Source organism: Glutamicibacter sp. Je.9.36, assembly GCF_051129975.1.
Classification (GTDB): Bacteria; Actinomycetota; Actinomycetes; order Actinomycetales; family Micrococcaceae; genus Glutamicibacter.
The window spans coordinates 172,678-196,954 of sequence record NZ_JBCPSN010000005.1 but is presented as its reverse complement, the minus strand read 5'-3'; the positions used below and the strand labels follow the sequence as shown (position 1 = coordinate 196,954).

The window sequence follows — 24,277 nt, the reverse complement described above, 5'->3', positions numbered from 1 at the left end:
CCCTCAAGGCCAAAAACCGAAAGGACGCCCACCATGGCGAAGCTCAGCAACGAAGAGCTGCTTTCCGCATTCAAGGAAATGACCATCATCGAACTGTCCGAGTTCGTTAAGGAATTCGAAGAGACCTTCGACGTAACCGCTGCTGCTGTTGCAGTTGCTGGTCCAGCTGCAGGCGGCGAAGCTGCTGCTGAAGAGAAGACCGAATTCGACGTAGTCCTCGAGTCGGCTGGCGACAAGAAGATCGCAGTTATCAAGGAAGTTCGTGCACTGACTTCCCTGGGCCTGAAGGAAGCTAAGGAGCTCGTTGACGCTGCTCCAAAGGCTCTGCTTGAGGGTGTTGCAAAGGACGCTGCCGAGAAGGCTAAGGAAGCTCTGGAAGCTGCCGGCGCTACCGTCACCGTTAAGTAAGTACAGCGGTCACTCGCAACTTATTGCCAAAGGTCCACAGACGAAAGTCTGTGGGCCTTTGGTCGTTAAGCTGGGAAGTCCATAGCAATTGTTTTATAACGTTTCTATTAACAGCGTTTATTCAAGTTCATTGTTTACAGTGAAAATGTGTCAAAAACCGTAGCTACCCAGAACCAGAAACCAGCACCGCGGCTAGGGCTCCTAGACGCATTGAGGATTACAGCTGCGCTAATTGTCGTCCTGTACCACTACACCGCATGGGGACATGATCACTGGGGGAGGCAGGCGGCAGAGTTCTGGCCAGTACTCTCCGAATTCACCCGCTACGGACAGCTGGGTGTGCAGCTATTCTTCCTCATCTCGGGCTTCGTTATCCTGATGTCCCTCCAGGGAAAGCACGTCATTGGTTTCATCGGCTCGCGTGTGGGCCGTCTCTACCCGGCCTACTGGCTCGCGGTACTCGCAGCAACAGTACTCTCGCTTGGGATCTGGCCCTCCGGCAACGAGGGACGCTCGGCCAGTGATATTCTGCCCAACCTGAGCATGATGCAGGCTGGATTCGGTGTCACCGATATGGACGGTGTCTATTGGACGCTATGGGTCGAGTTGCGTTTTTACGTGTTGCTCGCAGTGCTCTTGTCCATGGGCTTCGTGAAGAACAAGCACATCCTCATGCTCTCTGCCATTTGGCCCGCTCTGGGCCTGTATCTGCATTTCACGAGCTTGGACAAGCTGCAGGAATGGATTGCCGGGCAGTATGCGGCCCTGTTCGCAGCCGGCATGGTGCTCTTCTTGATCTATCAAAGCGGCCACAGCATTCTGCGGTGGTCCATGGTCGCAGGCAATACTGCCATCGCCGCATTTTTCACCGGCATCAAGGGGCGCAGTGACGCGGACTTGCTCTCCGGGATGGATATCCCGGCCTGGCATTTCCAGCTGCTGACCGTCCTGTGCGTAGTTCTGCTGGCGGTGTGCACCCTGACTCCGCTCAAGAACGTCCAGGGCAAATGGCTGGCTGTGGCCGGTTCATTGACTTACCCGCTGTACCTGGTGCACCAGTTGTGGGGTTGGTGGCTGATCAACCAGCTGCACGGTTTCGTGAACAAGTACGTGCTGCTGGCCGGTTTGCTGGTGCTGATGCTAGGAATCGCCTACCTTGTGGCACGCTTCGTCGAGCAGCCGCTGGGTCTGCCGCTGCGCAACGCGACGATCAAGGGATTGACCAAGTCGCAGGCCTGGGCCAAGAAGGCATTGGCTAAGCCAGGGCTGGTTATTCCGGAATCGAAATATCAGCAATCGTGGCATCAAATCCGCTAACCAAATCCTTGGCGCGAACCAGCAGTCCATGGGCTCGGTCCCCGCTGCCCAGTCCTATCTGTTCCGATACGGGCTCTTCGAAGACGCTGGCATCGATGTAGACAGGCAGTACCGTGTGCGAGCCGAAAGGTGTAATGGTTCCGCTCTCGTAGTGCGTGACATCCCAAGCGATATCTGAAGATGGCAGGGAGAGCTTATTGACGCCCATGACTCCGCGCAGCTTCGCCCAGTCAAGTTGCCGCCCGCCCGGGATCAGCGCGAAGACGAAGGTGCCGTCTGCGCGTTTGATAACCAGCGTCTTGAGCAAGGCCGAGGCCGAGATTCCCAAGGCGTCCGCAGCCTCTTCCAGCGAGCGGACCTTGTCGCGCGGCACAATCTCGATCGGGATGTTCCGGCGCGAGGCGTCCAGGGTAACTCGGGTCAGTGCTTCATCTGACTGCAGCTTATTCACTTCGTCTCCTAACCGTGGATGTTTGCTCGATCATAGCTAGTGGCGAAAGAAGAAGCCACCGGACACACGAGGTCGCAAAGGCTTATATCTGCTGGGGGAGCGCGTAGCTTCCAGCCTCCCGGATATTCCGGAAAAAATCTCCAAGAACGTTCGCCATGCGGCTGGAACGGAGAAAAATTGGGGTTTCTGATGCCCGCTGAGGAGAATGTGACAGAAAGCATAACGTTGCCTGATGCCCGGAATCCGGAGACTGCGTTCAGCGGGCCGAGACCTTTGGCAATTCGCAAGAATCCGCGAAAACAAGGGAATCAGTTGGGAAAATGCACGCACTTTTCGGTACGCGGTACGACCGGGTTGCGCGCTGGCGCGGTGCTTGGAAACCTGAGTGGCAGCCCGCGCCAAAGTGGGGGCGAAAACTATAGCACGAATTTCTGCACCGAGTATCGACAACCGGATTTTCCTCCGGTAGAGTAGAAATTTGCGCCTTGCTGTTTGCGCGCGCGGCCTTCATATAGCGGTGGGTTCGTGCGGACGAAAAAAGAGGAACTGTCCTATGGCAGGAACCTTAGCACGGTAAGCGTTCGGAAACCTGACGGTCTTTGGAAGGATCCATCTTGGTCGCCTCGAGCAACCCTAACAACCAAACCGCTAGTTCGGCTCGCGATGCTGCATACGCTGGCCGACTTTCTTTTGCAAAGATTCACGAACCCCTTGAAGTGCCTAACCTGCTGGCATTGCAGACCGAGAGCTTTGACCGCCTCGTCGGCAACCAGAACTGGGTAGAGCGCCTGGCCAAGGCAGAAGCCGCTGGTGACTTCAGCGTGCCCAACACCTCGGGCCTGGCAGAAATCTTCGAGGAAATCTCCCCAATCGAGGACTTCCAGGACACCATGTCCTTGAGCTTCTCGGATCCGGAGTTCGCTGATCCTAAGTACTCGATCGCAGAGTGCAAGGACCGCGACGCCACCTACGCGGCACCGCTGTATGTCAAGGCCGAATTCATGAACAATGAAACCGGCGAAATCAAGCAGCAGACCGTGTTCATGGGCGATTTCCCGCTGATGAGCGAAAAGGGCACCTTCATCATCAACGGCACCGAGCGTGTCGTTGTGTCCCAGCTGGTTCGCTCCCCAGGTGCGTACTTCGAGTCCACGCCGGACAAGACCAGTGACAAGACGATCTTCTCGGCACGTATCATCCCATCGCGTGGTGCATGGTTCGAGCTGGAAATCGACAAGCGCGACCAGATCGGCGTACGCCTTGATCGCAAGCGCAAGCAGTCGGTCACCGTTTTGCTCAAGGCCCTTGGCTGGAGCGAAGAGCAGATCCTGTCCGAGTTCGGCCAGTACGATTCGATGCGCGCAACCTTGGAAAAGGACAGCATCAAGGATCAGAACGAAGCCTTGCTGGACATCTACCGCAAGCTGCGTCCAGGCGAGCCTCCTACGGTTGAGGCCGCCCAGGCACTGCTGAAGAACATGTACTTCGAGCCCAAGCGCTACGACCTGGCAAAGGTTGGCCGCTACAAGATCAACCGCAAGCTGGGCGTGGAGACTCCGGTCAACGCCGAGAACGCTTCGGTGCTCTCGCTGGACGACCTGGTAGCGATGATCCGCTACCTCGTTGCGCTGCACGCTGGCGAGAAGACTGTTCAGGGCACCCGCAAGGGCGAGATCGTTGACGTTCCTGTCAACGTCGACGACATCGACCACTTCGGCAACCGCCGCATCCGCGCAGTGGGCGAACTGATCGAGAACCAGGTCCGCACCGGCCTGTCCCGCATGGAGCGTGTTGTGCGCGAGCGCATGACCACCCAGGACGTCGAGGCGATCACCCCGCAGACCCTGATCAACATCCGCCCTGTCGTGGCTGCCATCAAGGAGTTCTTCGGAACCTCGCAGCTTTCGCAGTTCATGGACCAGAACAACCCGCTGGCCGGCCTGACCCACAAGCGCCGCTTGTCGGCTCTGGGCCCAGGCGGCCTGTCCCGTGACCGCGCAGGCATGGAAGTACGAGACGTCCACCCGTCCCACTACGGACGCATGTGCCCAATTGAAACCCCGGAAGGCCCGAACATCGGCCTGATCGGTTCGTTGGCTACCTACGGACGCATCAACTCCTTCGGCTTCATCGAAACCCCGTACCGCCGCGTCGCCAATGGCGTCGTGTCCAACGAGGTCGACTACCTGACCGCCGATGACGAGCTGCAGCACTACATCGCACAGGCCAACGCGCCACTGGATGAGAACGGCCGCTTCGTTGAAGAGACCGTTCTGGTTCGCGAAAAGGGCGGTGGCGGCGAGCCTGTTATCGTCGACTCCGCTGAAGTGACCTTCATGGACGTTTCGCCGCGCCAGATGGTTTCGGTGGCAACCGCGCTGATTCCATTCCTCGAGCACGACGACGCCAACCGCGCACTGATGGGCGCCAACATGCAGCGCCAGGCTGTGCCGCTGCTGAAGTCCGAGCGTCCGCTGGTGGGTACCGGCATGGAGAAGTTCGCCGCGGTTGACGCCGGCGACTCCGTTGTCGCCGCCAAGCCAGGCGTGGTCACCGAGGTATCTGCTGACCTGGTTGTCGTCATGAACGATGACGGCACCGAGTCGATGTACCCGATCATGAAGTTCGCCCGCTCGAACCAGGGCAACGCCTACAACCAGCGCGTTCGCGTGTCCGAAGGCGACCGCCTGGAGTACCAGTCGATCATCGCTGACGGTCCTTCGACCGACTCCGGCGAGCTCTCGCTGGGCAAGAACCTGCTCGTGGCATTCATGTCCTGGGAAGGCTACAACTACGAGGATGCGATCATCCTCTCCCAGCGCATGATCTTCGACGACGTGCTCACCTCGATTCACATCGAAGAGCACGAAGTCGACGCTCGCGACACCAAGCTCGGTGCCGAGGAAATCACCCGCGACATCCCGAATGTCTCGGAAGACATCCTCTCCCAGCTCGATGACCGCGGCATCGTCTACATCGGTGCCGAGGTCGAGGCCGGCGACGTGCTGGTAGGCCGTGTCACCCCTAAGGGCGAGACCGAGCTGACCCCGGAAGAGCGCCTGCTGCGTGCCATCTTCGGTGAGAAGTCGCGCGAAGTGCGCGACACCTCGCTGAAGGTTCCGCACGGCGAGTCCGGCACCGTCATTGGTGTTCGCATCTTCGACCGCGACAACGACGATGACCTTTCCCCTGGTGTCAACCAGCTGGTCCGCGTCTACGTTGCCCAGAAGCGCAAGATCTCGATCGGCGACAAGCTCGCAGGTCGCCACGGTAACAAGGGTGTCATCTCGCGCATCATGCCGCTGGAGGACATGCCATTCCTGGAAGACGGCACCCCGCTGGATGTCATCCTGAACCCGCTGGGTGTGCCAGGCCGCATGAACGTCGGCCAGGTTATGGAAATCCACCTGGGCTGGGCTGCCAAGCAGGGCTGGAAGATCGAAGGCGAGCCTGAATGGGTCCGCGATCTGCCGAACCTGCCACGCGAGTCCGGTTCCACCACCGTGGCAACCCCGGTCTTCGATGGCGCTTCCGAAGAGGAAATCCGCGGCATCCTGGATTCGACCAGCAAGACCCGTGACGGTGTGCGCCTGATTGGCAACTCCGGCAAGGCGAAGCTGTTCGACGGCCGCTCCGGCGACCCGCTGCCGGATCCGGTTTCCGTGGGCTACATGTACATCTTGAAGCTCCACCACCTGGTGGACGACAAGATCCACGCCCGTTCCACCGGTCCATACTCCATGATCACCCAGCAGCCACTGGGCGGTAAGGCCCAGTTCGGTGGCCAGCGCTTCGGCGAGATGGAAGTTTGGGCACTGGAAGCATACGGTGCCGCTTACACGCTGCAGGAAATCCTGACCATCAAGTCGGATGATATCCACGGCCGCGTGAAGGTCTACGAAGCTATCGTCAAGGGCGAGAACGTTCCAGAGCCTGGTGTTCCAGAATCGTTCAAGGTGCTCATCAAGGAAATGCAGTCGCTGTGCTTGAACGTCGAGGTACTCGGTACCGACGGCAACACTATCGAAATGCGTGAGTCGGACGAGGAATCGTTCCGCGCCGCTGAAGAGCTGGGCATCGACCTTTCACGGTCGGAGCCGAACTCCGTAGAGGAAGTGTAATCTGGCGCCCTGCCTGCAGGACCTGCAGGCAGCGGCGGCAAATTCCCACCCTCATTCGTATCGACTTCAGACACCACAGAAGAGAGAAAAGGACCATATGTCCAGCGATTCCTCATTCGGCCTCATGCGAATCAACCTTGCCACCGCGGATGAAATCCGTGGATGGAGCTACGGCGAGGTCAAGAAGCCGGAAACCATTAACTACCGCACCCTGAAGCCGGAGAAGGACGGTCTTTTCTGCGAAAAGATCTTCGGCCCTTCCCGCGACTGGGAATGCTACTGCGGCAAGTACAAGCGCGTGCGCTTCAAGGGCATCATCTGCGAGCGTTGCGGCGTCGAGGTGACCCGCGCGAACGTACGCCGTGAGCGCATGGGCCACATCGAGCTGGCAGCTCCTGTGACCCACATCTGGTACTTCAAGGGCGTTCCATCGCGCTTGGGCTACCTGCTCGATCTGGCTCCGAAGGACCTCGAAAAGGTCATCTACTTCGCTGCCTACATGATCACCGGTGTCGACGAAGCACGCCGCCACGCCGAAATGCCTAACCTGCAGGCCCAGCACGACCTGGAACTGCGCAACCTTGCGAACAACTCGGAAGCTGACAAGAAGGCTGTTGCAGCCGACCTGGAAGCCGAGCTGGAGCGCATGGAAGCTGACGGCGCCAAGAATGCCGAGCTGAACAAGGCCCGCACCTTGGCCGAGAAGACTGTTCTGCAGATCGACAAGCGCGCCAAGGCCGAGGCCGAGCGCCTGCGTGCGGTCTGGGAGCGCTTCAAGAACCTGAAGGTCGCCGACCTCGAGGGCGACGAAGGCCTGTACCGCACCATGCGTGAGAAGTACGGACTGTTCTTCGAAGGCTCCATGGGTGCAGAAGCTATCCAGAAGCGCCTTGAGAACTTCGATCTGGCGGCTGAAGCTGAAGAGCTGAAGACCATCATCGAAAACGGCAAGGGCCAGAAGAAGGCTCGTGCGCTCAAGCGCCTGAAGGTCGTCAACGCGTTCCTCGTCAACGGCAACTCGCCTAAGGGCATGGTCCTTGACGCCGTTCCGGTGATCCCGCCAGAACTGCGCCCGATGGTCCAGCTCGACGGTGGCCGTTTCGCTACCTCGGATCTGAACGACCTGTACCGCCGCGTGATCAACCGCAACAACCGCCTCAAGCGCCTGCTTGATCTCGGTGCGCCAGAGATCATCGTGAACAACGAAAAGCGCATGATGCAGGAAGCTGTTGACTCGCTGTTCGATAACGGCCGTCGTGGCCGTCCGGTGACCGGTCCAGGCAACCGCCCGCTGAAGTCCCTGAGCGACATGCTCAAGGGCAAGCAGGGTCGTTTCCGCCAGAACCTGCTGGGCAAGCGCGTTGACTACTCGGGCCGTTCGGTCATCGTTGTCGGCCCGCAGCTGAAGCTGCACCAGTGCGGTCTGCCAAAGCAGATGGCCCTGGAGCTGTTCAAGCCTTTCGTGATGAAGCGCCTGGTAGACCTCAACCACGCACAGAACATCAAGTCGGCTAAGCGCATGGTCGAGCGTTACCGCCCGCAGGTTTGGGATGTTCTCGAAGAGATCATCACCGAGCACCCGGTACTGCTCAACCGTGCACCTACCCTGCACCGCTTGGGTATCCAGGCCTTCGAACCACAGCTGATCGAAGGCAAGGCCCTGCAGCTGCACCCATTGGTTTGCGGCGCGTTCAACGCTGACTTCGACGGTGACCAGATGGCAGTCCACCTGCCGCTGAGCCCAGAAGCACAGGCTGAAGCCCGTATCTTGATGCTGTCCTCGCACAACATCTTGAAGCCTTCCGATGGCCGCCCAGTGGCACAGCCTTCGCAGGATATGATCATCGGCTTGCACCACTTGACCACCAAGCGTGCAACCGAAAAGGGCGCCGGCCGCGTGTTCGCTACCGTATCCGAGGCCATCATGGCCAAGGATCTGGGCGAACTGCACCTGAACGCACCGATCAAGGTCCGCGTGGAGAACTTCGTTCCTTCCGCAGACCAGCCAGCCCCTGAGGGCTGGGAGCCAGGTACCCCGGCATTGCTGGATACCTCGCTTGGCCAGGTGCTGTTCAACGACACCCTGCCTGCGGACTACCCATGGGTAGCCACCGTAGCGGGCAAGGATGCGCTCTCGGAGATCGTCAACGATCTGGCAGAGCGCTACCCGAAGATCATTGCCGCAGCTACCCTGGATAACCTGAAGGACGCCGGTTTCTACTGGTCGACCCGCTCGGGTGTCACCGTGGCGATCTCGGACATTACCTCGAACATGGATAAGGCAGCCATCTTGGCTCCTTACGAGGTAAAGGCCGCCAAGGTCCAGGCTTCCTACGACAAGGGCCTGATTGCAGATACCGAGCGCCGCCAGGACCTGATCGACATCTGGACCAAGGCTACCGACGAGGTTGCCGAGGCGATGAAGAACGGCATGGAAGAGCTGAACACCATTAACCGAATGGTGACTTCCAAGGCTCGTGGTAACTACCTGCAATTGCGTCAGATCGCGGGTATCCGTGGTCTGGTGTCCAACCCTAAGGGTGAAATTATTCCTCGCCCGATCAAGTCTTCCTACCGTGAAGGCCTGTCGGTTCTGGAGTACTTCATCGCGACCCACGGTGCCCGCAAGGGCCTGGCGGATACCGCGCTGAAGACCGCTAACTCGGGTTACCTGACCCGTCGTCTGGTGGACGTTTCGCAGGATGTTATCGTTCGCGAAGAGGACTGCGGCACCAAGCGCGGCTTGACCGTTGCCATTGCAGATAACTCTGCCGGCATCCGCGTCAAGCACGAGACCGTGGAGAACTCGGCGTACACCCGTACGCTGGCTACCGACGTCAAGAACGCTGAAGGCACCGTGCTGGCTACCGCCGGTTCGGATGTCGGCGACGTGCTGATCGACGAGCTGTACGCTGCAGGCGTGGATGAAATCCGCGTTCGCTCCGTGCTGACCTGCGACTCGGCTGTTGGAACCTGTGCTCTGTGCTACGGCCGTTCGCTGGCCAGCGGCAAGACCGTGGACATCGGCGAGGCTGTTGGCATTATCGCCGCGCAGTCCATCGGCGAGCCTGGTACCCAGCTGACCATGCGTACCTTCCACACCGGTGGTGTAGCGTCGGCTGACGATATCACCCAGGGTCTGCCTCGTATCCAGGAACTGTTCGAAGCCCGTACCCCTAAGGGTGTGGCTCCGATGTCCGAGGTTGCCGGTCGCGTGTCGATCGAAGACGACGAGAAGCAGCTGCGTGTTGTAGTTACTCCAGACAACGGCGACGAGAAGCAGGCCTACCCGGTTCTGCGCCGTGCTCGCCTGTTGGTTGAAGAGGGCGAAAGCATCGTTGCCGGTACCCAGCTCACCAGCGGTACCTTGGATCCGAAGCAGGTTCTTCGAGTCCTCGGCCCACGTGAGGCACAGAAGTTCCTGGTCCGCGAGGTCCAGGATGTGTACCAGTCCCAGGGTGTAGGCATCCACGATAAGCACGTGGAAGTCATCGTCCGCCAGATGCTGCGCCGCGTCACCGTCATCGAGTCCGGCGAGACCGACTTGCTGCCAGGCGAGTTGGCCGATCGTTCGCGCTTCACCGCTGCGAACCGCAAGGCTGTTTCGGAAGGCCAGCGTCCAGCTGCCGGCCGTGACGAGCTGATGGGCATCACCAAGGCATCGCTGGCCACCGATTCGTGGCTGTCGGCTGCTTCCTTCCAGGAAACCACTCGCGTGCTGACCCAGGCTGCGATGGAAGGCAAGGAAGATCCACTGCGCGGTCTGAAGGAAAACGTGATCATCGGTAAGCTGATCCCGGCCGGTACCGGTCTGGATCGCTACACCCAGGTCAACGTCGAGCCAACCGATGAAGCAAAGGCAACTTTGTTCACCGGCACCTCGGCCTTCTCTTCGGGCCTGTACGACGATGCGCTGGAAGGCGGGCTGTCGCCTGAATTCCGTGCCATCTCGATGGACGACTACGACCACGGCTCGGACTTCCGCTAAACCGGAAGCACTGGCACCGTAAGGTAGTTTGACCCAATGCCTGCCCGCACACTGTGCGGGCAGGCATTGGGCGTTTAACCGTCACGGGGCGAAAATAGTAGTCGATGAATCCACTGGGAGATTTAGGAACTAGTATTTGCCATGAAGCGGATCCGCTGGCAAGCCGGCAGCGGCCATCCGCGGATTCAGGTGCTTTTCATCTGGCGGTCCCGCGGCGTTCAGCTGGGGTCGATAGCGTAGTCACTACCCAAACCGTCTCGATGGCAGCGGGGGCCAAGAGTGGCCTGGTCGGTGAGATAGCTTACTGTACATGGTGGCCCGGTGGATTAATGCTAGACTGAGATCAATTGTTTTATGTGTGGCAAAATGGACTCCGTCCGGGTTGCGGGTAGGTTGCGCAACGAATGCCACACTTTCGCACGCCTAGGGACTTTTGATTCTGAGTGCGCGGTAAAGCAAGCAGCTAGCTACATTGCGAAGCGCTAAAACTTTTCTAGGCTTAGGCGTTTTCGTCGTGTTGCCGAAGAACTTAGACAATGGAAGGACACGAAAGTGCCTACTATTCAGCAGCTGGTCCGCAAGGGCCGCTCGCCTAAGGTCGTCAAGACCAAGGCCCCTGCCCTTAAGGGCAACCCAATGCGCCGTGGCGTGTGCACCCGTGTGTACACCACCACCCCGAAGAAGCCAAACTCGGCTCTGCGTAAGGTCGCACGTGTGCGCCTTGCCGGTGGTGTCGAAGTGACCGCTTACATTCCAGGTGTCGGACACAACCTGCAGGAACACTCCATCGTGCTCGTTCGCGGTGGTCGTGTTAAGGACCTTCCAGGTGTTCGCTACAAGATTGTTCGTGGTGCTCTGGATACCCAGGGTGTGAAGGATCGTAAGCAGGCTCGTTCCCGCTACGGTGCAAAGAAGGATGGTAAGTAATGCCTCGTAAGGGTCCGGCGCCAAAGCGCCCACTAGTTTCTGATCCAGTCTTCGAATCCCCATTGGTCACCCAGCTGATCAACAAGGTTCTCGTAGACGGCAAGAAGTCCACTGCAGAGCGCATTGTTTACGGTGCACTCGAAGGTGCCGCAGCAAAGTCCGGCGCCGACGCTGTTTCGACCCTCAAGAAGGCTATGGACAACATCCGTCCAGCCCTCGAGGTTCGTTCCCGCCGTGTCGGTGGCGCTACCTACCAGGTTCCTGTTGAGGTCAAGCCAGGCCGTGCAACCGCACTGGCTCTGCGCTGGCTGGTTGGCTACTCGAAGGCTCGCCGCGAGAAGACCATGATCGAGCGTTTGATGAACGAGATCCTGGACGCATCGAACGGTCTGGGTGCCGCTGTGAAGCGTCGCGAAGACACTCACAAGATGGCCGAGTCCAACAAGGCCTTCGCACACTACCGCTGGTAAGAACCGCTCGAAAAAGCTGGGCATCAACCGATGCCCAGCAATTCCGGCCTCACCTTATAGGGAGACAACGTGGCACAGGACGTGCTTACTGACCTTAACAAGGTCCGCAATATCGGCATCATGGCTCACATCGATGCCGGTAAGACCACTACTACTGAGCGCATCCTTTTCTACACGGGTGTGAACCACAAGCTCGGTGAAACCCACGACGGTGCTTCGACCACCGACTGGATGGAACAGGAAAAAGAGCGCGGTATCACCATTACCTCCGCTGCTGTTACCTGCTTCTGGAACAAGAACCAGATCAACATCATCGACACCCCGGGCCACGTTGACTTCACCGTTGAGGTGGAGCGCTCGCTGCGCGTGCTCGATGGCGCCGTTGCCGTCTTCGATGGCAAGGAAGGCGTTGAGCCTCAGTCCGAGACCGTTTGGCGCCAGGCTGACAAGTACGACGTTCCACGTATCTGCTTCGTCAACAAGATGGACAAGCTGGGCGCTGACTTCTACTTCACCGTAGATACCATCATCCAGCGCCTTGGTGCCAAGCCGCTGGTTATGCAGCTGCCAATCGGCTCCGAGTCCGAGTTCACCGGTGTCGTTGACCTGCTGTCCATGAAGGCATTCGTTTGGGAAGGCGACTCCAAGGGTGACGTCACCATGGGCGCTGCTTACGAAACCCGCGAAATCCCTGCCGACTTGGTTGAGCGTGCTGAAGAGTACCGCGCCAAGCTGGTTGAAGATGTCGCTGAGGCATCCGAAGAGCTCATGGAGAAGTACCTCGAAGGCGAAGAGATCTCGATCGAGGAACTGAAGGCTGGCATCCGCAAGCTGACCGTGAACTCGGAAGCTTACCCAGTATTCTGTGGTTCCGCCTTCAAGAATCGCGGCGTTCAGCCAATGCTGGATGCAGTCATCGACTTCCTGCCGAACCCACTGGACGTTGGCGCCACCATCGGTCACGATCCGAAGGACGAAGAAGTTGAGCTGACCCGCGAGCCTTCGGAGGACGCACCGTTCTCGGCACTTGCGTTCAAGATCGCCGCTCACCCGTTCTTCGGCCAGTTGAACTTCATCCGCGTTTACTCCGGCAAGGCAGAGTCCGGCGCACAGCTGCTGAACTCCACCAAGGGCAAGAAGGAACGCGTAGGCAAGCTCTTCCAGATGCACTCCAACAAGGAGAATCCGGTAGAGGAGATCCACGCAGGTCACATCTACGCTGTGATCGGCCTGAAGGCCACCACCACCGGTGACACCCTATGTGATCCAGCCCACCCAATCGTTCTCGAGTCGATGAGCTTCCCGGATCCAGTGATCTCTGTGGCCATCGAACCAAAGACCAAGGGTGACCAGGAAAAGCTGTCGACCGCTATCCAGAAGTTGTCGGCGGAAGATCCAACCTTCACCGTGTCCCTGAACGAAGACACCGGCCAGACCGTCATTGGCGGTATGGGTGAGCTTCACCTGGACATTCTGGTTGACCGCATGAAGCGCGAATTCCGTGTGGAAGCAAACGTTGGCAAGCCACAGGTTGCATACCGCGAAACCATCAAGAAGGCTGTGGAGAAGGTTGACTTCACCCACAAGAAGCAGACCGGTGGTTCGGGTCAGTTCGCAAAGGTCCAGGTCTCGTTCGAGCCTCTGGAAGTTGTCGACGGCGTCACCTACGAGTTCAAGAACGCCGTGACCGGTGGTCGTGTTCCTCGTGAGTACATCCCATCCGTTGACGCTGGTATCCAGGACGCAATGCAGTACGGTATCCTCGCAGGCTACCCACTGGTCGGTGTCAAGGCTACCCTCATCGATGGTGCTTACCACGATGTCGACTCCTCGGAAATGGCCTTCAAGATCGCTGGTTCGCAGGTATTCAAGGAAGGCGCACGCCGCGCTAACCCTGTTTTGCTTGAACCGCTGATGGCTGTTGAAGTCCGTACCCCGGAAGAGTACATGGGCGACGTTATCGGCGACCTGAACTCCCGTCGTGGTTCGATCAGCGAGATGTCCGACGCTGCTGGCGTCAAGGTCATCCGCGCTGGTGTGCCACTGTCGGAAATGTTCGGTTACATTGGTGACCTGCGTTCGAAGACCCAGGGTCGCGCAGTTTACTCGATGACCTTCGACAGCTACTCTGAGGTCCCGAAGGCAGTTGCCGACGAGATCATCCAGAAGTCCCGCGGCGAGTAATCGTCTCGGTATAAAAACCTGGCCGTGACCCCCTTAGCGGGGAAGTGGCCGATCGCGGGCCGGTTCCGTTGAAAAACGGAGCCGGCACCGCAAACGGCCAACGAGGGATTTGCATCACAATGCAGGCCCCGCAGAGGACCGGAATTTCCTAAATTATCCAAGCCCCCAGTAGACTATTTCTAGTTCGTTTGCGAACCGCGCAGACGAAGAATGTCTTCTGTAAATGTTTCTAGGAGGAACTTGTGGCAAAGGCAAAGTTCGAGCGCAACAAGCCGCACGTCAACATTGGTACCATCGGTCACGTTGACCACGGTAAGACCACTCTGACCGCGGCAATCTCCAAGGTTCTGGCTGACAAGTACCCAGACCTGAACGAACAGCGCGACTTCGCTAACATCGACTCGGCACCGGAAGAGCGCCAGCGCGGTATTACCATCAACATCTCGCACATCGAGTACCAGACCGAGAAGCGCCACTACGCACACGTAGACGCTCCAGGTCACGCTGACTATGTCAAGAACATGATCACCGGTGCTGCTCAGATGGACGGCGCAATCCTCGTTGTTGCCGCTACCGATGGCCCGATGGCTCAGACCCGCGAGCACGTTCTGCTGGCCCGCCAGGTTGGTGTTCCAACCCTGATGGTTGCACTGAACAAGTCGGACATGGTTGATGACGAAGAGCTGCTCGAGCTCGTGGAGATGGAAGTTCGCGAACTTCTGTCCTCGCAGGGCTTCGATGGCGATGACGCTCCAGTGATCCGCGTTTCGGGCCTGAAGGCTCTGGAAGGCGACGCAAAGTGGGTTGCAGCTATCGAGGAACTGATGGAAGCAGCTGACAGCTTCATTCCAGACCCAGTTCGCGACCGCGACAAGCCATTCCTGATGCCAATTGAAGACGTCTTCACCATCACCGGCCGCGGTACCGTTGTTACCGGTCGCGCCGAGCGTGGCACCCTGGCTATCAACTCGGAAGTTGAGATTGTTGGCATCCGCCCAATCCAGAAGACTACCGTTACCGGTATCGAGATGTTCCACAAGCAGCTCGACGAAGCATGGGCTGGCGAGAACTGTGGTCTGCTGCTTCGCGGTCTGAAGCGCGACGATGTTGAGCGTGGCCAGGTTATCGTAGCCCCAGGCTCGATCACCCCGCACACCAACTTCGAAGCTAACGTCTACATCCTGTCGAAGGACGAAGGCGGACGTCACAACCCGTTCTACTCGAACTACCGTCCGCAGTTCTACTTCCGCACCACCGACGTAACCGGCGTTATCACCCTCCCAGAGGGCACCGAAATGGTTATGCCTGGCGACAACACCGAAATGTCGGTTGAGCTGATCCAGCCAATCGCCATGGAAGAGGGCCTCGGCTTCGCAATTCGCGAAGGCGGCCGCACCGTTGGTTCGGGCAAGGTAACCACCATCACCAAGTAGTCTCTACTTGATGAGGTAGTTCCCTAGTGAACTGAAAAGAATCCCCCAGCACTTTTGTGCTGGGGGATTTTTTTCGTTAAATACGAGCCCCAGCTAGTGAATATATCTAGAAGGTGGTCTAATTGGAGGGCGCGACAATTCGCTAAGTTGGGGGAGTGGCATCAATGATGGGCTGGATCATCGTTTCTATCATCTTGGTCCTGTTGGCTTTCGGCCTCGGCCGGCGCCAAGGGAGTCGGGATAAATCGCAAAGCCAGCAGCAGCTTGATGCGCTGGGCGAAGCGTGGCAGCAAGGCTACGACGAGGCAGTGAAGTACCTGGGGCAACCCGGGCCGCCGGGTGCCTCGGCACCGGCTGCTGCCCAAGCGCCGGGGGTCCCCGCACAGCCGCTCGAAGCGCAGCCTGCAAGCCGCAAAGATGCAGCGCCGGCCGCATCGATGGCGCCTTCCAGCCAGCCATACCTCCAGCCAGCGGCGGCCGGTGCTGCCCCCGCGTACCGCGCGCCGCTCCCCACGGCCACCCTCCAGCCCACTGCACCGGCTAAGCCAATCAAGGTGCTCACCAAACGCGAGCGCGAACTGCGCAACATCAACATCACGCTGTACGTCGCGGCCCTGATGATCGTTGCCGCTGGCGCACTCTTCCTGAGCTTCGCGCTCCCGCCGCTGTCAAAGCTCATCGCCTTATTCCTGCTGTCAGCCGCTTTCTACGGCGGCGGCCTGGTCACCTTCGCAGTGAAACCGTCCTTGCGTCCGGCAGGAGCCGCCTTTGCCGGCACCGGGCTGGCTTTATTGCCGCTGTGCGCCATCGCTACCTACAGCACGGTGAATATATCCGGCCCGGCGACCTGGCTGGTTTTCTCAGCCATCGGCACATTAGCTGTGGGCTACGCAACACTGACGTTCAAGTCCCGTATTCTGGCGTGGGTTGCCGTGCTGATTCTGGTCAGCACCGCCATGGCCGGCGCGGCCGCGATGCAGCGTGGCGTCCTGTACTACATGCTGATCCTGCTGGTGCTCTCTATTGCGCTGATGCTCTTGGCGGTACGCAGCGAAAGGATCCGCCACTCAATCTTCTTCCGGGCCCTGCACGGCACCGCGCAGCTGCTGCCTGCGTTTGTTTTTGCGCTGTCGGTGATCCTCTTGGAGATGCTCGACAGCCGGGATCTGTTCTGGATCTTCGCGTTGCTCACCGCCCAGTTGCTGCTCAGCGTCAGGCTGTTGCCCAACCTGCGGCTGCTGCGCACCTACGCCGCCCGCGCTGCTTTCATGGCGATGCTCGTGGCCGGCTGCAGCTACCTCGGTTTCTCCGCAACGAGCAGCTGGCTGGTGCTCGCCTTCGCCTTCGGGCTCCAAGCGGTAGCGGTATTGCTCTGCTCCACCGGCTACCAGCAGAGGCTGGGATTGGCGCGCAGGCACCTGCAAGGTGAACGTGCGGTGCTGTGGTGCTTAGCGGTCGCTTCGGTGATCGGCGCGTTTCTCTCCGCGCAGGGCTTCGAGGCCTTCGTGCTCTGCTACATCGCGGTTCCCATCTTCATGGCGCTGGGCATTCCCGGCTTGCTGCGCAGCGCCAAGCTGGAAACGGGAGTCATCGCGGTTCTTCCCCTGGTGGCGCTGGTCGATATGCAGAACCACAGTTGGCGCCCGCTGGTGGTATTCGCCCTGGCCCTGCTCGGGCTTTCGCTGGCTCAGCGCAACGCCCGGAACCTGCGCAAGGAAATGACGCTCCATGCGCGCTGGGTTCTTACCCTGGTTGGCGCAGGCGTGCTCGGTGCTGCGCTTGATGAGCTCACGGCTGGGGACTACGGAAATCCTGACGGCTCAGCCCCGTTGATTGCGGTGCTCTTCGTGCTGTTCATCTTGTGGGCGGCGAATCTGGCGAGCCGTGCCGTGCTGGATTCCGGCATGGTGCAGGGGCACCGGCTGGGACGGGTGGGCGCTTCGGCTTTGCTTGGCGTGGTGCTGCTCTTCAGCCTGCGCCTGCTGTCAACCGCTGGCGACTATTCCTACGCCAGCGAAAGCACCGTGGTGTTCCTGGGCATCGGCGGGCTGGCGTGGTTCATCACTGGCCTTGTGCTCGCAGTTGGCCTGGTCATTGCCTCGGGTTGGCGGCTCCGCGATATTCCTGCACAGCGCCCCGAGCTGGAACAGCCCATCAACGTCGCTGCGGCCTGCCTGCTGATGGGGCTTTATGCGCTCAGCTTCGGCAAGGAGATCTGGCCGCTGGCAATCCTCATCGGGGCGGCAACCTTGGGCTATTTCATCTGGAGCTTGCGCCGCAGCACCAATACGCGGTGGAAGATCCTCTATGCAGCGTTGGCCCAAGTGCTCTTCAGCTCCATGGTGTGGTGGATTGCCTACAGCATGGAATTCGACATCCACGGCCGGTTCTGCCTGCTGCTGGTTTCGATAGCCGTCCCGCAGCTGCTCCGCTTGCTGGCCAGCATCCGCGAAGGCAAAGCTCTGCGCAGGGAATTGCGCTGGATGGCGGTGGGACTGCTGGCTGGCATTCCACTGGCGACGCTGGCCTACGGGCAGTTCGCGGGCGGCATGGATCGGGGAACGATCCTCTTGGCCTGCTTGTTCTTCGGGCTGCACGGGCTGGCAGCGTTCAAGGCCGAGACCAGCTTGACGGTGGCCAAGCGACAGTTCTATCTATTTGCCCCGATCCTGGCACTGATCCTGCTGATCAGCATTCCGGCACTGGCCATGGAAGATGCGACCGGATGGGTCCGCTCTACGTGGTGGAGTTCCCAGATTGCTTGCGCCATGCTGCTGGCCCTGAGCCTGGCGGCACTCGTGCTTGAATGGCGGTTGCGCGCCAACAAGTCGTACTCGATAGCCCTGGGCCTGGCCATCTTCCTTCCGGCGGCGTGGGCCGCCGCGTGGCAGGCGGGGTCGTGGTGGGCAGTGGGTGCGCACCTGCTGCTGGCCCTCGGCTTCATCCTGCTGGTGCACACGCGAAAGAGCGCCTGGTACGCGGCTGGAGCCGCCATCATGCTGTGCGTCGCGATCTTGCGTGCAGTCTTCGAGGTGCGGCAAGCCGGTGGGGCAGTGGTGCTAGCACCGATGGATGCCGCATGGTCGCTGGTTGGCGCGGGCCTCGCGCTGTACCTGCTGGCAATCTTCCATGGGCGAATGAAGGATCCAATTCCCGGCTATCCGGAATTCGGCTACCTCCATGCCGATCCGCCCGGCAGCGCCTCGCGCTTGTATTTCGCGGCAATGCTCCTGTCCCTGTTGCTGGCCGGTGGCATCGCCCATCTGGATGGCGGTGCGATTTGGCAGGTGGCCGGCGGAGCGCTGCTGGTCTTCGGCGTTGCGGTGCTGGTGCGGCTCTTTGAACTTCCACGGCGGCTGGTGCCCTACGCGGTGGACGGCTTCATCCTCCTGGGCGCGGTGCTGGCGCTGGGCAGCTATGCCCAGATCCTTGGCACACCGCGGGCCAGCAACTTGGCGGCCTACGCCTGCATTGTTGCAGTAGTGCTGGTCGCGTGGCGCAATATCAGGGCCAACGCGCGATTGGAGAGGGCATACCTGCTGGCCGCCTCGGTGGCCGGCAGCCTGGCCTTGCTCGCCGCACTGGTCCAATCCAATGGTGTTGCGCAGGCGATCGGCCTGGTCTTCTTCGGTGGATTGGTGGCCTGGGGCTTGAAGCTGGGGGAGCGGTTGTTCATTTGGTGGGGTGCGGCGGCTATCACCTTGTCCGTCTTGTGGTTCCTGCGCGATTTGGCATTCCTCTGGCTGGTGGTCATTGGCTTGGGGCTGATTGCGGCCGCGGTCTTCAAGCTGGTGAAGGTCGACAAGCAGAATTCGCTGCCCGTGAGGCCGCAAAACCCTGTTGATCCACCGATCCCCGCGGGGCAGGAGCCGTCCGGGCAGGACGGGTCACGCGAGGTGTGAGGTCAAGATCACGGGCGCGGATAGGCATAAAAGATTTGCGCGATCGTTGCCGACCTGTCAGACTAGATAAGTTGCTTCAATGCAACCCGGTCCCCATTTATGGGGTAACCGGTCTGGTTTGAACGACCGGGATCGACTCTCACGCAGGATAATGCCTGGGGTTCGGGATCGATACGACTGCTTCAAACTATAAGGCCCTTCGATAAAGTGAAAACTTTGTGGGAGTGTTGTGACTGAAAATTTCACGACACGCCCGAGCGCGGGGGTCGGAGCCTCCTGCGGGTGAGGAACCCGGATCTGATCCGGATTCAGCCGCAGAGCAAGGCGTGCCGGTCTGCAAGGACCCGTATATAGGCACAGAAACTTTAGATAGTGCTAACAGAAAGAGGCATGACGCCATGGCGGGACAGAAAATCCGCATCCGGCTGAAGTCGTATGACCACGAGGTCATTGACGTTTCGGCCCGGAAGATCGTTGAGACGGTCACGCGCGCAGGCGCAACCGTAGTCGGCCCAGTGCCGCTGCCAACGGAGAAGAACGTGTACTGCGTTATCCGTTCGCCACACAAGTACAAGGACAGCCGTGAGCACTTCGAAATGCGCACGCACAAGCGTCTGATCGACATCGTCGATCCGACCCCGAAGGCTGTTGATTCGCTGATGCGTCTCGACCTGCCAGCGGATGTCAACATCGAAATCAAGCTTTAAGGGGAGGTGGCGAGAAAACTATGACCGCAACCCGTAATTTCAAGGGCCTGCTGGGCACGAAGCTCGGCATGACCCAGGTTTGGGATTCGAACAACAACCTGATCCCTGTCACCGTCGTGCAGGCTGATAGCAACGTTGTCACCAAGCTCATCAACGAAGAGCGCGATGGCTACACCGCAGTTCAGATCGGCTACGGCCAGATCGATCCTCGCAAGGTCACCAAGCCACTGGCTGGTCACTTCGAGGCTGCTGGCGTCACCCCACGTCGCCACTTGGTAGAACTGCGCACTGCAGACGCTGCCGAGTACACCGCAGGCCAGGAACTTTCCGTAGAGGTCTTCGAAGCCGGCCAGAAGGTCGACGTCGTAGGCACCTCGAAGGGTAAGGGCTTCGCCGGCGTTATGAAGCGTCACAACTTCCACGGTGTTGGCGCATCGCACGGTGCTCACAAGAACCACCGTAAGCCAGGTTCCATCGGCGGCGCATCGACCCCAGGTCGCGTTTTCCGTGGACAGAAGATGGCTGGTCGCATGGGTGCTGAGCGTGTTACCACTCAGAACCTGACCATTCACGCTATCGACGCTGAGAAGAACCTCCTGCTGATCAAGGGTGCCGTTCCAGGCGCCCGCGGCCGCGTCGTTCTCGTACGCAACGCCGTGAAGGGAGCATAAGTAAATGACTAAGGCACTTAACGTCGAACTGCCTGCAGAGATCTTCGACGTACAGACCAACGTCCCGCTGCTGCACCAGGTTGTCGTTGCACAGCTTGCTGCTGCCCGCCAGGGTACCCACAAGACCAAGGACCGCTCCGAGGTTTCGGGTGCAGGTCGCAAGCCGTTCAAGCAGAAGGGTACCGGCCGCGCCCGTCAGGGTTCGATCCGTGCTCCGCACATGACCGGCGGTGGCATTGTCCACGGTCCAACCCCACGTGATTACTCGCAGCGTACCCCGAAGAAGATGAAGGCTGCTGCACTGCGCGGCGCCCTGTCTGATCGCGCACGCTTCGATCGCGTTCACGTGATTGAGAACTTGGTTGCTGGCGAAACGCCTTCGACCAAGGATGCTCTGGCTACCTTGCGTTCGCTCACCGAGCGCAAGAACCTGCTTGTCGTCATCGATCGCGCCAACGATGTTGCAGCCCTTTCGGTTCGCAACCTCGTCAATGTGCACGTTCTGTACGTCGACCAGCTGAACACCTACGATGTTCTGGTTTCGGATGACGTAGTCTTCACCAAGGCTGCCTTCGATGCCCTGGTCCAGAAGGAGGAAGCCAAGTGAGCGCGTTCTCAAAGGCTCCACACGACGTGGTCATCGCACCTGTCGTATCGGAAAAGAGCTACGGTCTGATCGATCAAGGTCAGTACACCTTCGAGGTGGCACCAAGCTCCAACAAGTCGGAAATCAAGTACGCCGTTGAAGCGATCTTCAACGTCAAGGTTGACTCCGTAAACACCATCAACCGAGCTGGTAAGCGCAAGCGCACCCGCTTCGGGTGGGGATCGCGCAAGAGCACCAAGCGCGCCATCATCACCTTGAAGGACGGCTCGATTGACATCTTCGGCGGTCCGCTTTCCTAAGCGGAGACCACTTTAACGAGGAATATTAATAATGGGAATTCGTAAGTACAAGCCGACTACCCCGGGCCTTCGCGGCTCGTCGGTAGCCGACTTCGCAGAAATCACCCGATCGACTCCGGAAAAGTCGTTGGTTCGTCCCCTGACCAAGTCAGGCGGCCGTAACAACACCGGTAAGATCACCACCCGTCACAAGGGTGGCGGACACAAGCGCGCCTACCGTGTTATCGACTTCCGTCGTCACGACAAGGACGGCGTTCCGGCAAAGGTCGCTCACATCGAGTACGACCCGAACCGTACCGCTCGTATCGCACTGCTCCACTACGTGGACGGCACCAAGCGCTACATCATCGCACCGAACAACCTCAAGCAGGGTGACCCAATTGAGGCCGGCGCAAGCGCCGACATCAAGCCAGGCAACAACCTGCCACTGCGTAACATCCCGGTTGGTACCGTGATTCACGCTGTTGAGCTTCGCCCAGGCGGCGGCGCTAAGATGGCTCGTTCCGCTGGTGCATCGATCCAGCTGGTAGCCCGTGAGGGCCGCTACGCCCAGCTGCGTTTGCCTTCGGGTGAAATCCGCAACGTTGATGTGCGCTGCCGCGCAACCATCGGCGAAGTTGGCAACGCTGAGCAGATCAACATCAACTGGGGCAAGGCCGGCCGTATGCGCTGGAAGGGCGTACGCCCAACCGTTCGCGGTGTTGTCATGAACCCAGTTGACCACCCGCATGGTGGCGGTGAGGGCAAGACCTCCGGTGGTCGTCACCCGGTCAACCCTAACGGTAAGCGTGAGGGACGCACCCGTCGTCCAAACAAGGAAAGCGACAAGCTCATTGTGCGTCGCCGCAAGACCGGCAAGAACAAGCGATAGGAGCCTGGAAACATGCCACGCAGCCTGAAGAAAGGCCCCTTCGTCGATCAGCACCTGTTCCTAAAGGTCGTTGCTGAAAACGATAAGGGCACCAAGAACGTCATCAAGACGTGGTCCCGCCGTTCGATGATCATCCCGGACATGCTGGGACACACCATCGCCGTACACGACGGTCGCAAGCACATTCCTGTGTTCGTAACCGAATCGATGGTTGGACACAAGCTCGGAGAGTTTGCCCCAACCCGTACGTTCCGTGGCCACGTGAAGGACGACAAGAAGGGCAAGCGCCGCTAGGCCCCGCAAGGGTACTAGTATCGCTTAGCACTTCTTCGATAGACGAGAGAAGGATAGCAATGGAAGCCAAGGCAATTGCGCGTCACATCCGCGTAACGCCTATGAAGGCCCGGCGCGTCGTCAACCTTGTTCGTGGTCTGCAGACCAACGAAGCACTGGCCATCTTGAAGTTTGCCCCACAGGCAGCTTCGGAGCCGGTATACAAGGTTGTCGCATCGGCAGTGGCTAACGCCCGTGCCGCCGCGGACCGCGCAGGTGAAGCATTCAATGAGGACGAGCTGTTTATCAGCGAAGCGTTTGTTGACGAAGGTCCGACCATGAAGCGGTTCCAGCCGCGTGCACAGGGTCGCGCATTCCAGATCAAGAAGCGCACCAGCCACGTGACTGTGGTTGTTTCAACCACGCAGAAGGGTGGGGAGAACTAAATGGGACAGAAGATTAACCCGAACGGTTTCCGTCTCGGCATCACCACCGATCACGTTTCCCACTGGTTCGCTGATTCCAGCAAGCCAGGCCAGCGTTACGCTGACTACGTGAAGGAAGATGTCCAGATCCGCGCCCTGCTGTCTAACGGCATGGATCGCGCTGGCATCGCACGCGTCGAGATCGAGCGTACCCGTGACCGCGTACGTGTGGATATCCACACTGCACGTCCAGGTATCGTCATTGGTCGTCGCGGTGCAGAAGCTGACCGTATTCGTGGCGAGCTGGAAAAGCTCACCAAGAAGCAGGTTCAGCTGAACATCCTCGAGGTCAAGAACCCTGACATGGAGGCCATGCTGGTCGCCCAGGGCATCGCCGAGCAGCTTGCTTCCCGCGTGGCTTTCCGCCGTGCGATGAAGAAGGCAATGCAGTCGGCAATGCGCGCTGGTGCCAAGGGCATCCGCGTTCAGTGCTCCGGTCGACTTGGCGGCGCAGAAATGTCCCGCAAGGAGTTCTACCGCGAAGGCCGTGTGCCACTGCACACCCTGCGCGCGAACATCGACTTCGGCAAGTTCGAAGCCAAGACCACCTTCGGCCGTATCGGCGTGAAGGTCTGGATCTACAAGGGTGACGTAACCGCCAAGGAACTGGCTGCACAGCAGGCTGCTGCTCCAGCTCGTGGCGGCCGCGGTGGCGGCAACGACCGTCCACGTGGCGGCGAACGCCGTCGTCGTAACGATCGCAAGGGCGCTGCAGCTCCGGCTGCGGAAGGAGGACAGGCTTAAATGCTTATCCCACGTCGTGTGAAGTTCCGCAAGCAGCACCACCCAAAGCGTTCGGGTGCTGCCAAGGGCGGTACCACCGTTGCTTTCGGTGAGTACGGCATCCAGGCGTTGACCCCGGCTTACGTGACTAACCGTCAGATCGAAGCCGCTCGTATCGCCATGACCCGTTACATCAAGCGTGGCGGTAAGGTCTGGATCAACATCTACCCAGACCGTCCGCTTACCAAGAAGCCTGCCGAAACCCGCATGGGTTCCGGTAAGGGTTCGCCGGAGTGGTGGGTCGCCAACGTAAAGCCAGGACGAGTCATGTTTGAACTCGGTGGCGTCAGTGAAGAGGTAGCTAAAGAGGCATTGCGTCTTGCAATCCACAAGCTGCCAATGAAGGCACGCATCGTGCGTCGTGAAGGTGGTGAATAGGG

19 protein-coding genes are annotated in these 24,277 nt (G+C 59.5%); 18 read left to right on the top strand and 1 reads right to left on the bottom strand.

Translation table 11 applies throughout. The features are described 5' to 3' along the window. The first annotated feature begins 33 nt into the window (after positions 1-33). Both rplL and AAZQ98_RS13685 read left to right on the top strand, forming a co-directional pair. A complete protein-coding gene (rplL, locus tag AAZQ98_RS13690; protein WP_133833621.1) occupies positions 34-408 on the top strand; it encodes a 50S ribosomal protein L7/L12 in 375 nt (124 codons plus the stop codon). 147 nt (positions 409-555) lie between these two features. After that, positions 556-1,725 (top strand): acyltransferase family protein, encoded by a 1,170-nt coding sequence (locus AAZQ98_RS13685; protein WP_434692988.1) that lies wholly within the window; start codon positions 556-558, stop codon positions 1,723-1,725. Here AAZQ98_RS13685 and AAZQ98_RS13680 read toward each other — a convergent pair. Next, positions 1,679-2,176 carry an aminoacyl-tRNA deacylase gene (locus tag AAZQ98_RS13680; protein ID WP_434692985.1) on the bottom strand — a complete coding sequence of 166 codons (498 nt, stop codon included), beginning with the start codon at positions 2,174-2,176 and terminating at the stop codon, positions 1,679-1,681. The genes AAZQ98_RS13685 and AAZQ98_RS13680 overlap by 47 nt on opposite strands. Before the next feature lie 614 nt (positions 2,177-2,790). Between AAZQ98_RS13680 and AAZQ98_RS13675 the strand changes: the two genes are divergently transcribed. From AAZQ98_RS13675 to rplP, 16 genes are all read left to right on the top strand, one after another. Beyond that, complete coding sequence (locus AAZQ98_RS13675) at positions 2,791-6,297, top strand: DNA-directed RNA polymerase subunit beta (protein ID WP_105657689.1); 3,507 nt, start codon at positions 2,791-2,793, stop codon at positions 6,295-6,297. A gap of 97 nt (positions 6,298-6,394) precedes the next feature. Then, positions 6,395-10,285 carry a DNA-directed RNA polymerase subunit beta' gene (locus AAZQ98_RS13670; protein ID WP_105657668.1) on the top strand — a complete coding sequence of 1,297 codons (3,891 nt, stop codon included), beginning with the start codon at positions 6,395-6,397 and terminating at the stop codon, positions 10,283-10,285. Positions 10,286-10,837: 552 nt separating this feature from the next. Then, a complete protein-coding gene (rpsL, locus tag AAZQ98_RS13665) occupies positions 10,838-11,212 on the top strand; it encodes a 30S ribosomal protein S12 (RefSeq protein ID WP_013349694.1) in 375 nt (124 codons plus the stop codon). After that, on the top strand, positions 11,212-11,682 hold the full coding sequence (gene rpsG, locus AAZQ98_RS13660; protein ID WP_096256908.1) for a 30S ribosomal protein S7: 471 nt from the start codon (positions 11,212-11,214) through the stop codon (positions 11,680-11,682). The genes rpsL and rpsG overlap by 1 nt, the downstream gene beginning before the upstream one ends. Before the next feature lie 69 nt (positions 11,683-11,751). Then, positions 11,752-13,866: an elongation factor G gene (gene fusA / locus AAZQ98_RS13655; protein WP_434692982.1), complete on the top strand. Its 2,115-nt coding sequence runs from the start codon at positions 11,752-11,754 to the stop codon at positions 13,864-13,866. A gap of 242 nt (positions 13,867-14,108) precedes the next feature. Beyond that, positions 14,109-15,299 (top strand): elongation factor Tu, encoded by a 1,191-nt coding sequence (gene tuf / locus AAZQ98_RS13650; RefSeq protein ID WP_434692979.1) that lies wholly within the window; start codon positions 14,109-14,111, stop codon positions 15,297-15,299. A 155-nt stretch (positions 15,300-15,454) separates the two neighbouring features. Further along, positions 15,455-19,201 carry a hypothetical protein gene (locus AAZQ98_RS13645; RefSeq protein ID WP_434692976.1) on the top strand — a complete coding sequence of 1,249 codons (3,747 nt, stop codon included), beginning with the start codon at positions 15,455-15,457 and terminating at the stop codon, positions 19,199-19,201. A 398-nt stretch (positions 19,202-19,599) separates the two neighbouring features. Beyond that, positions 19,600-19,908, top strand: a complete 309-nt coding sequence (rpsJ, locus tag AAZQ98_RS13640) for a 30S ribosomal protein S10 (protein ID WP_013349689.1) — start codon at positions 19,600-19,602, stop codon at positions 19,906-19,908. Between the two features lie 20 nt (positions 19,909-19,928). After that, on the top strand, positions 19,929-20,579 hold the full coding sequence (gene rplC, locus AAZQ98_RS13635; protein WP_013349688.1) for a 50S ribosomal protein L3: 651 nt from the start codon (positions 19,929-19,931) through the stop codon (positions 20,577-20,579). A 4-nt stretch (positions 20,580-20,583) separates the two neighbouring features. Next, the gene (gene rplD / locus AAZQ98_RS13630; protein ID WP_105657664.1) at positions 20,584-21,186 is read left to right on the top strand and encodes a 50S ribosomal protein L4; all 603 of its coding nucleotides are present in this window, start codon (positions 20,584-20,586) and stop codon (positions 21,184-21,186) included. Then, the gene (rplW, locus tag AAZQ98_RS13625) at positions 21,183-21,485 is read left to right on the top strand and encodes a 50S ribosomal protein L23 (protein WP_013349686.1); all 303 of its coding nucleotides are present in this window, start codon (positions 21,183-21,185) and stop codon (positions 21,483-21,485) included. Before rplD ends, rplW begins: the two co-directional genes overlap by 4 nt. A gap of 31 nt (positions 21,486-21,516) precedes the next feature. Continuing rightward, positions 21,517-22,356: a 50S ribosomal protein L2 gene (gene rplB, locus AAZQ98_RS13620; protein WP_105657663.1), complete on the top strand. Its 840-nt coding sequence runs from the start codon at positions 21,517-21,519 to the stop codon at positions 22,354-22,356. Positions 22,357-22,368: 12 nt separating this feature from the next. Then, the gene (rpsS, locus tag AAZQ98_RS13615; RefSeq protein WP_013349684.1) at positions 22,369-22,650 is read left to right on the top strand and encodes a 30S ribosomal protein S19; all 282 of its coding nucleotides are present in this window, start codon (positions 22,369-22,371) and stop codon (positions 22,648-22,650) included. 59 nt (positions 22,651-22,709) lie between these two features. Beyond that, positions 22,710-23,075 carry a 50S ribosomal protein L22 gene (gene rplV / locus AAZQ98_RS13610; RefSeq protein ID WP_013349683.1) on the top strand — a complete coding sequence of 122 codons (366 nt, stop codon included), beginning with the start codon at positions 22,710-22,712 and terminating at the stop codon, positions 23,073-23,075. Continuing rightward, the gene (gene rpsC, locus AAZQ98_RS13605; RefSeq protein ID WP_013349682.1) at positions 23,076-23,858 is read left to right on the top strand and encodes a 30S ribosomal protein S3; all 783 of its coding nucleotides are present in this window, start codon (positions 23,076-23,078) and stop codon (positions 23,856-23,858) included. It begins immediately after the preceding gene. Further along, positions 23,859-24,275 carry a 50S ribosomal protein L16 gene (gene rplP / locus AAZQ98_RS13600; protein WP_105657662.1) on the top strand — a complete coding sequence of 139 codons (417 nt, stop codon included), beginning with the start codon at positions 23,859-23,861 and terminating at the stop codon, positions 24,273-24,275. The last annotated feature ends 2 nt before the right edge of the window (positions 24,276-24,277 follow it).

Excerpts from the sequence above, each read along its gene's own strand:
- rplL (WP_133833621.1), top strand. The coding sequence starts at position 34 with ATGGCGAAGCTCAGCAACGAAGAGCTGCTTTCCGCATTCAAGGAAATG.
- AAZQ98_RS13670 (WP_105657668.1), top strand. The coding sequence starts at position 6,395 with ATGTCCAGCGATTCCTCATTCGGCCTCATGCGAATCAACCTTGCCACC.
- rpsG (WP_096256908.1), top strand. The coding sequence starts at position 11,212 with ATGCCTCGTAAGGGTCCGGCGCCAAAGCGCCCACTAGTTTCTGATCCA.
- rpsJ (WP_013349689.1), top strand. The coding sequence starts at position 19,600 with ATGGCGGGACAGAAAATCCGCATCCGGCTGAAGTCGTATGACCACGAG.
- rplC (WP_013349688.1), top strand. The coding sequence starts at position 19,929 with ATGACCGCAACCCGTAATTTCAAGGGCCTGCTGGGCACGAAGCTCGGC.
- rplD (WP_105657664.1), top strand. The coding sequence starts at position 20,584 with ATGACTAAGGCACTTAACGTCGAACTGCCTGCAGAGATCTTCGACGTA.
- rplB (WP_105657663.1), top strand. The coding sequence starts at position 21,517 with ATGGGAATTCGTAAGTACAAGCCGACTACCCCGGGCCTTCGCGGCTCG.
- rpsS (WP_013349684.1), top strand. The coding sequence starts at position 22,369 with ATGCCACGCAGCCTGAAGAAAGGCCCCTTCGTCGATCAGCACCTGTTC.
- rplV (WP_013349683.1), top strand. The coding sequence starts at position 22,710 with ATGGAAGCCAAGGCAATTGCGCGTCACATCCGCGTAACGCCTATGAAG.
- rpsC (WP_013349682.1), top strand. The coding sequence starts at position 23,076 with ATGGGACAGAAGATTAACCCGAACGGTTTCCGTCTCGGCATCACCACC.
- rplP (WP_105657662.1), top strand. The coding sequence starts at position 23,859 with ATGCTTATCCCACGTCGTGTGAAGTTCCGCAAGCAGCACCACCCAAAG.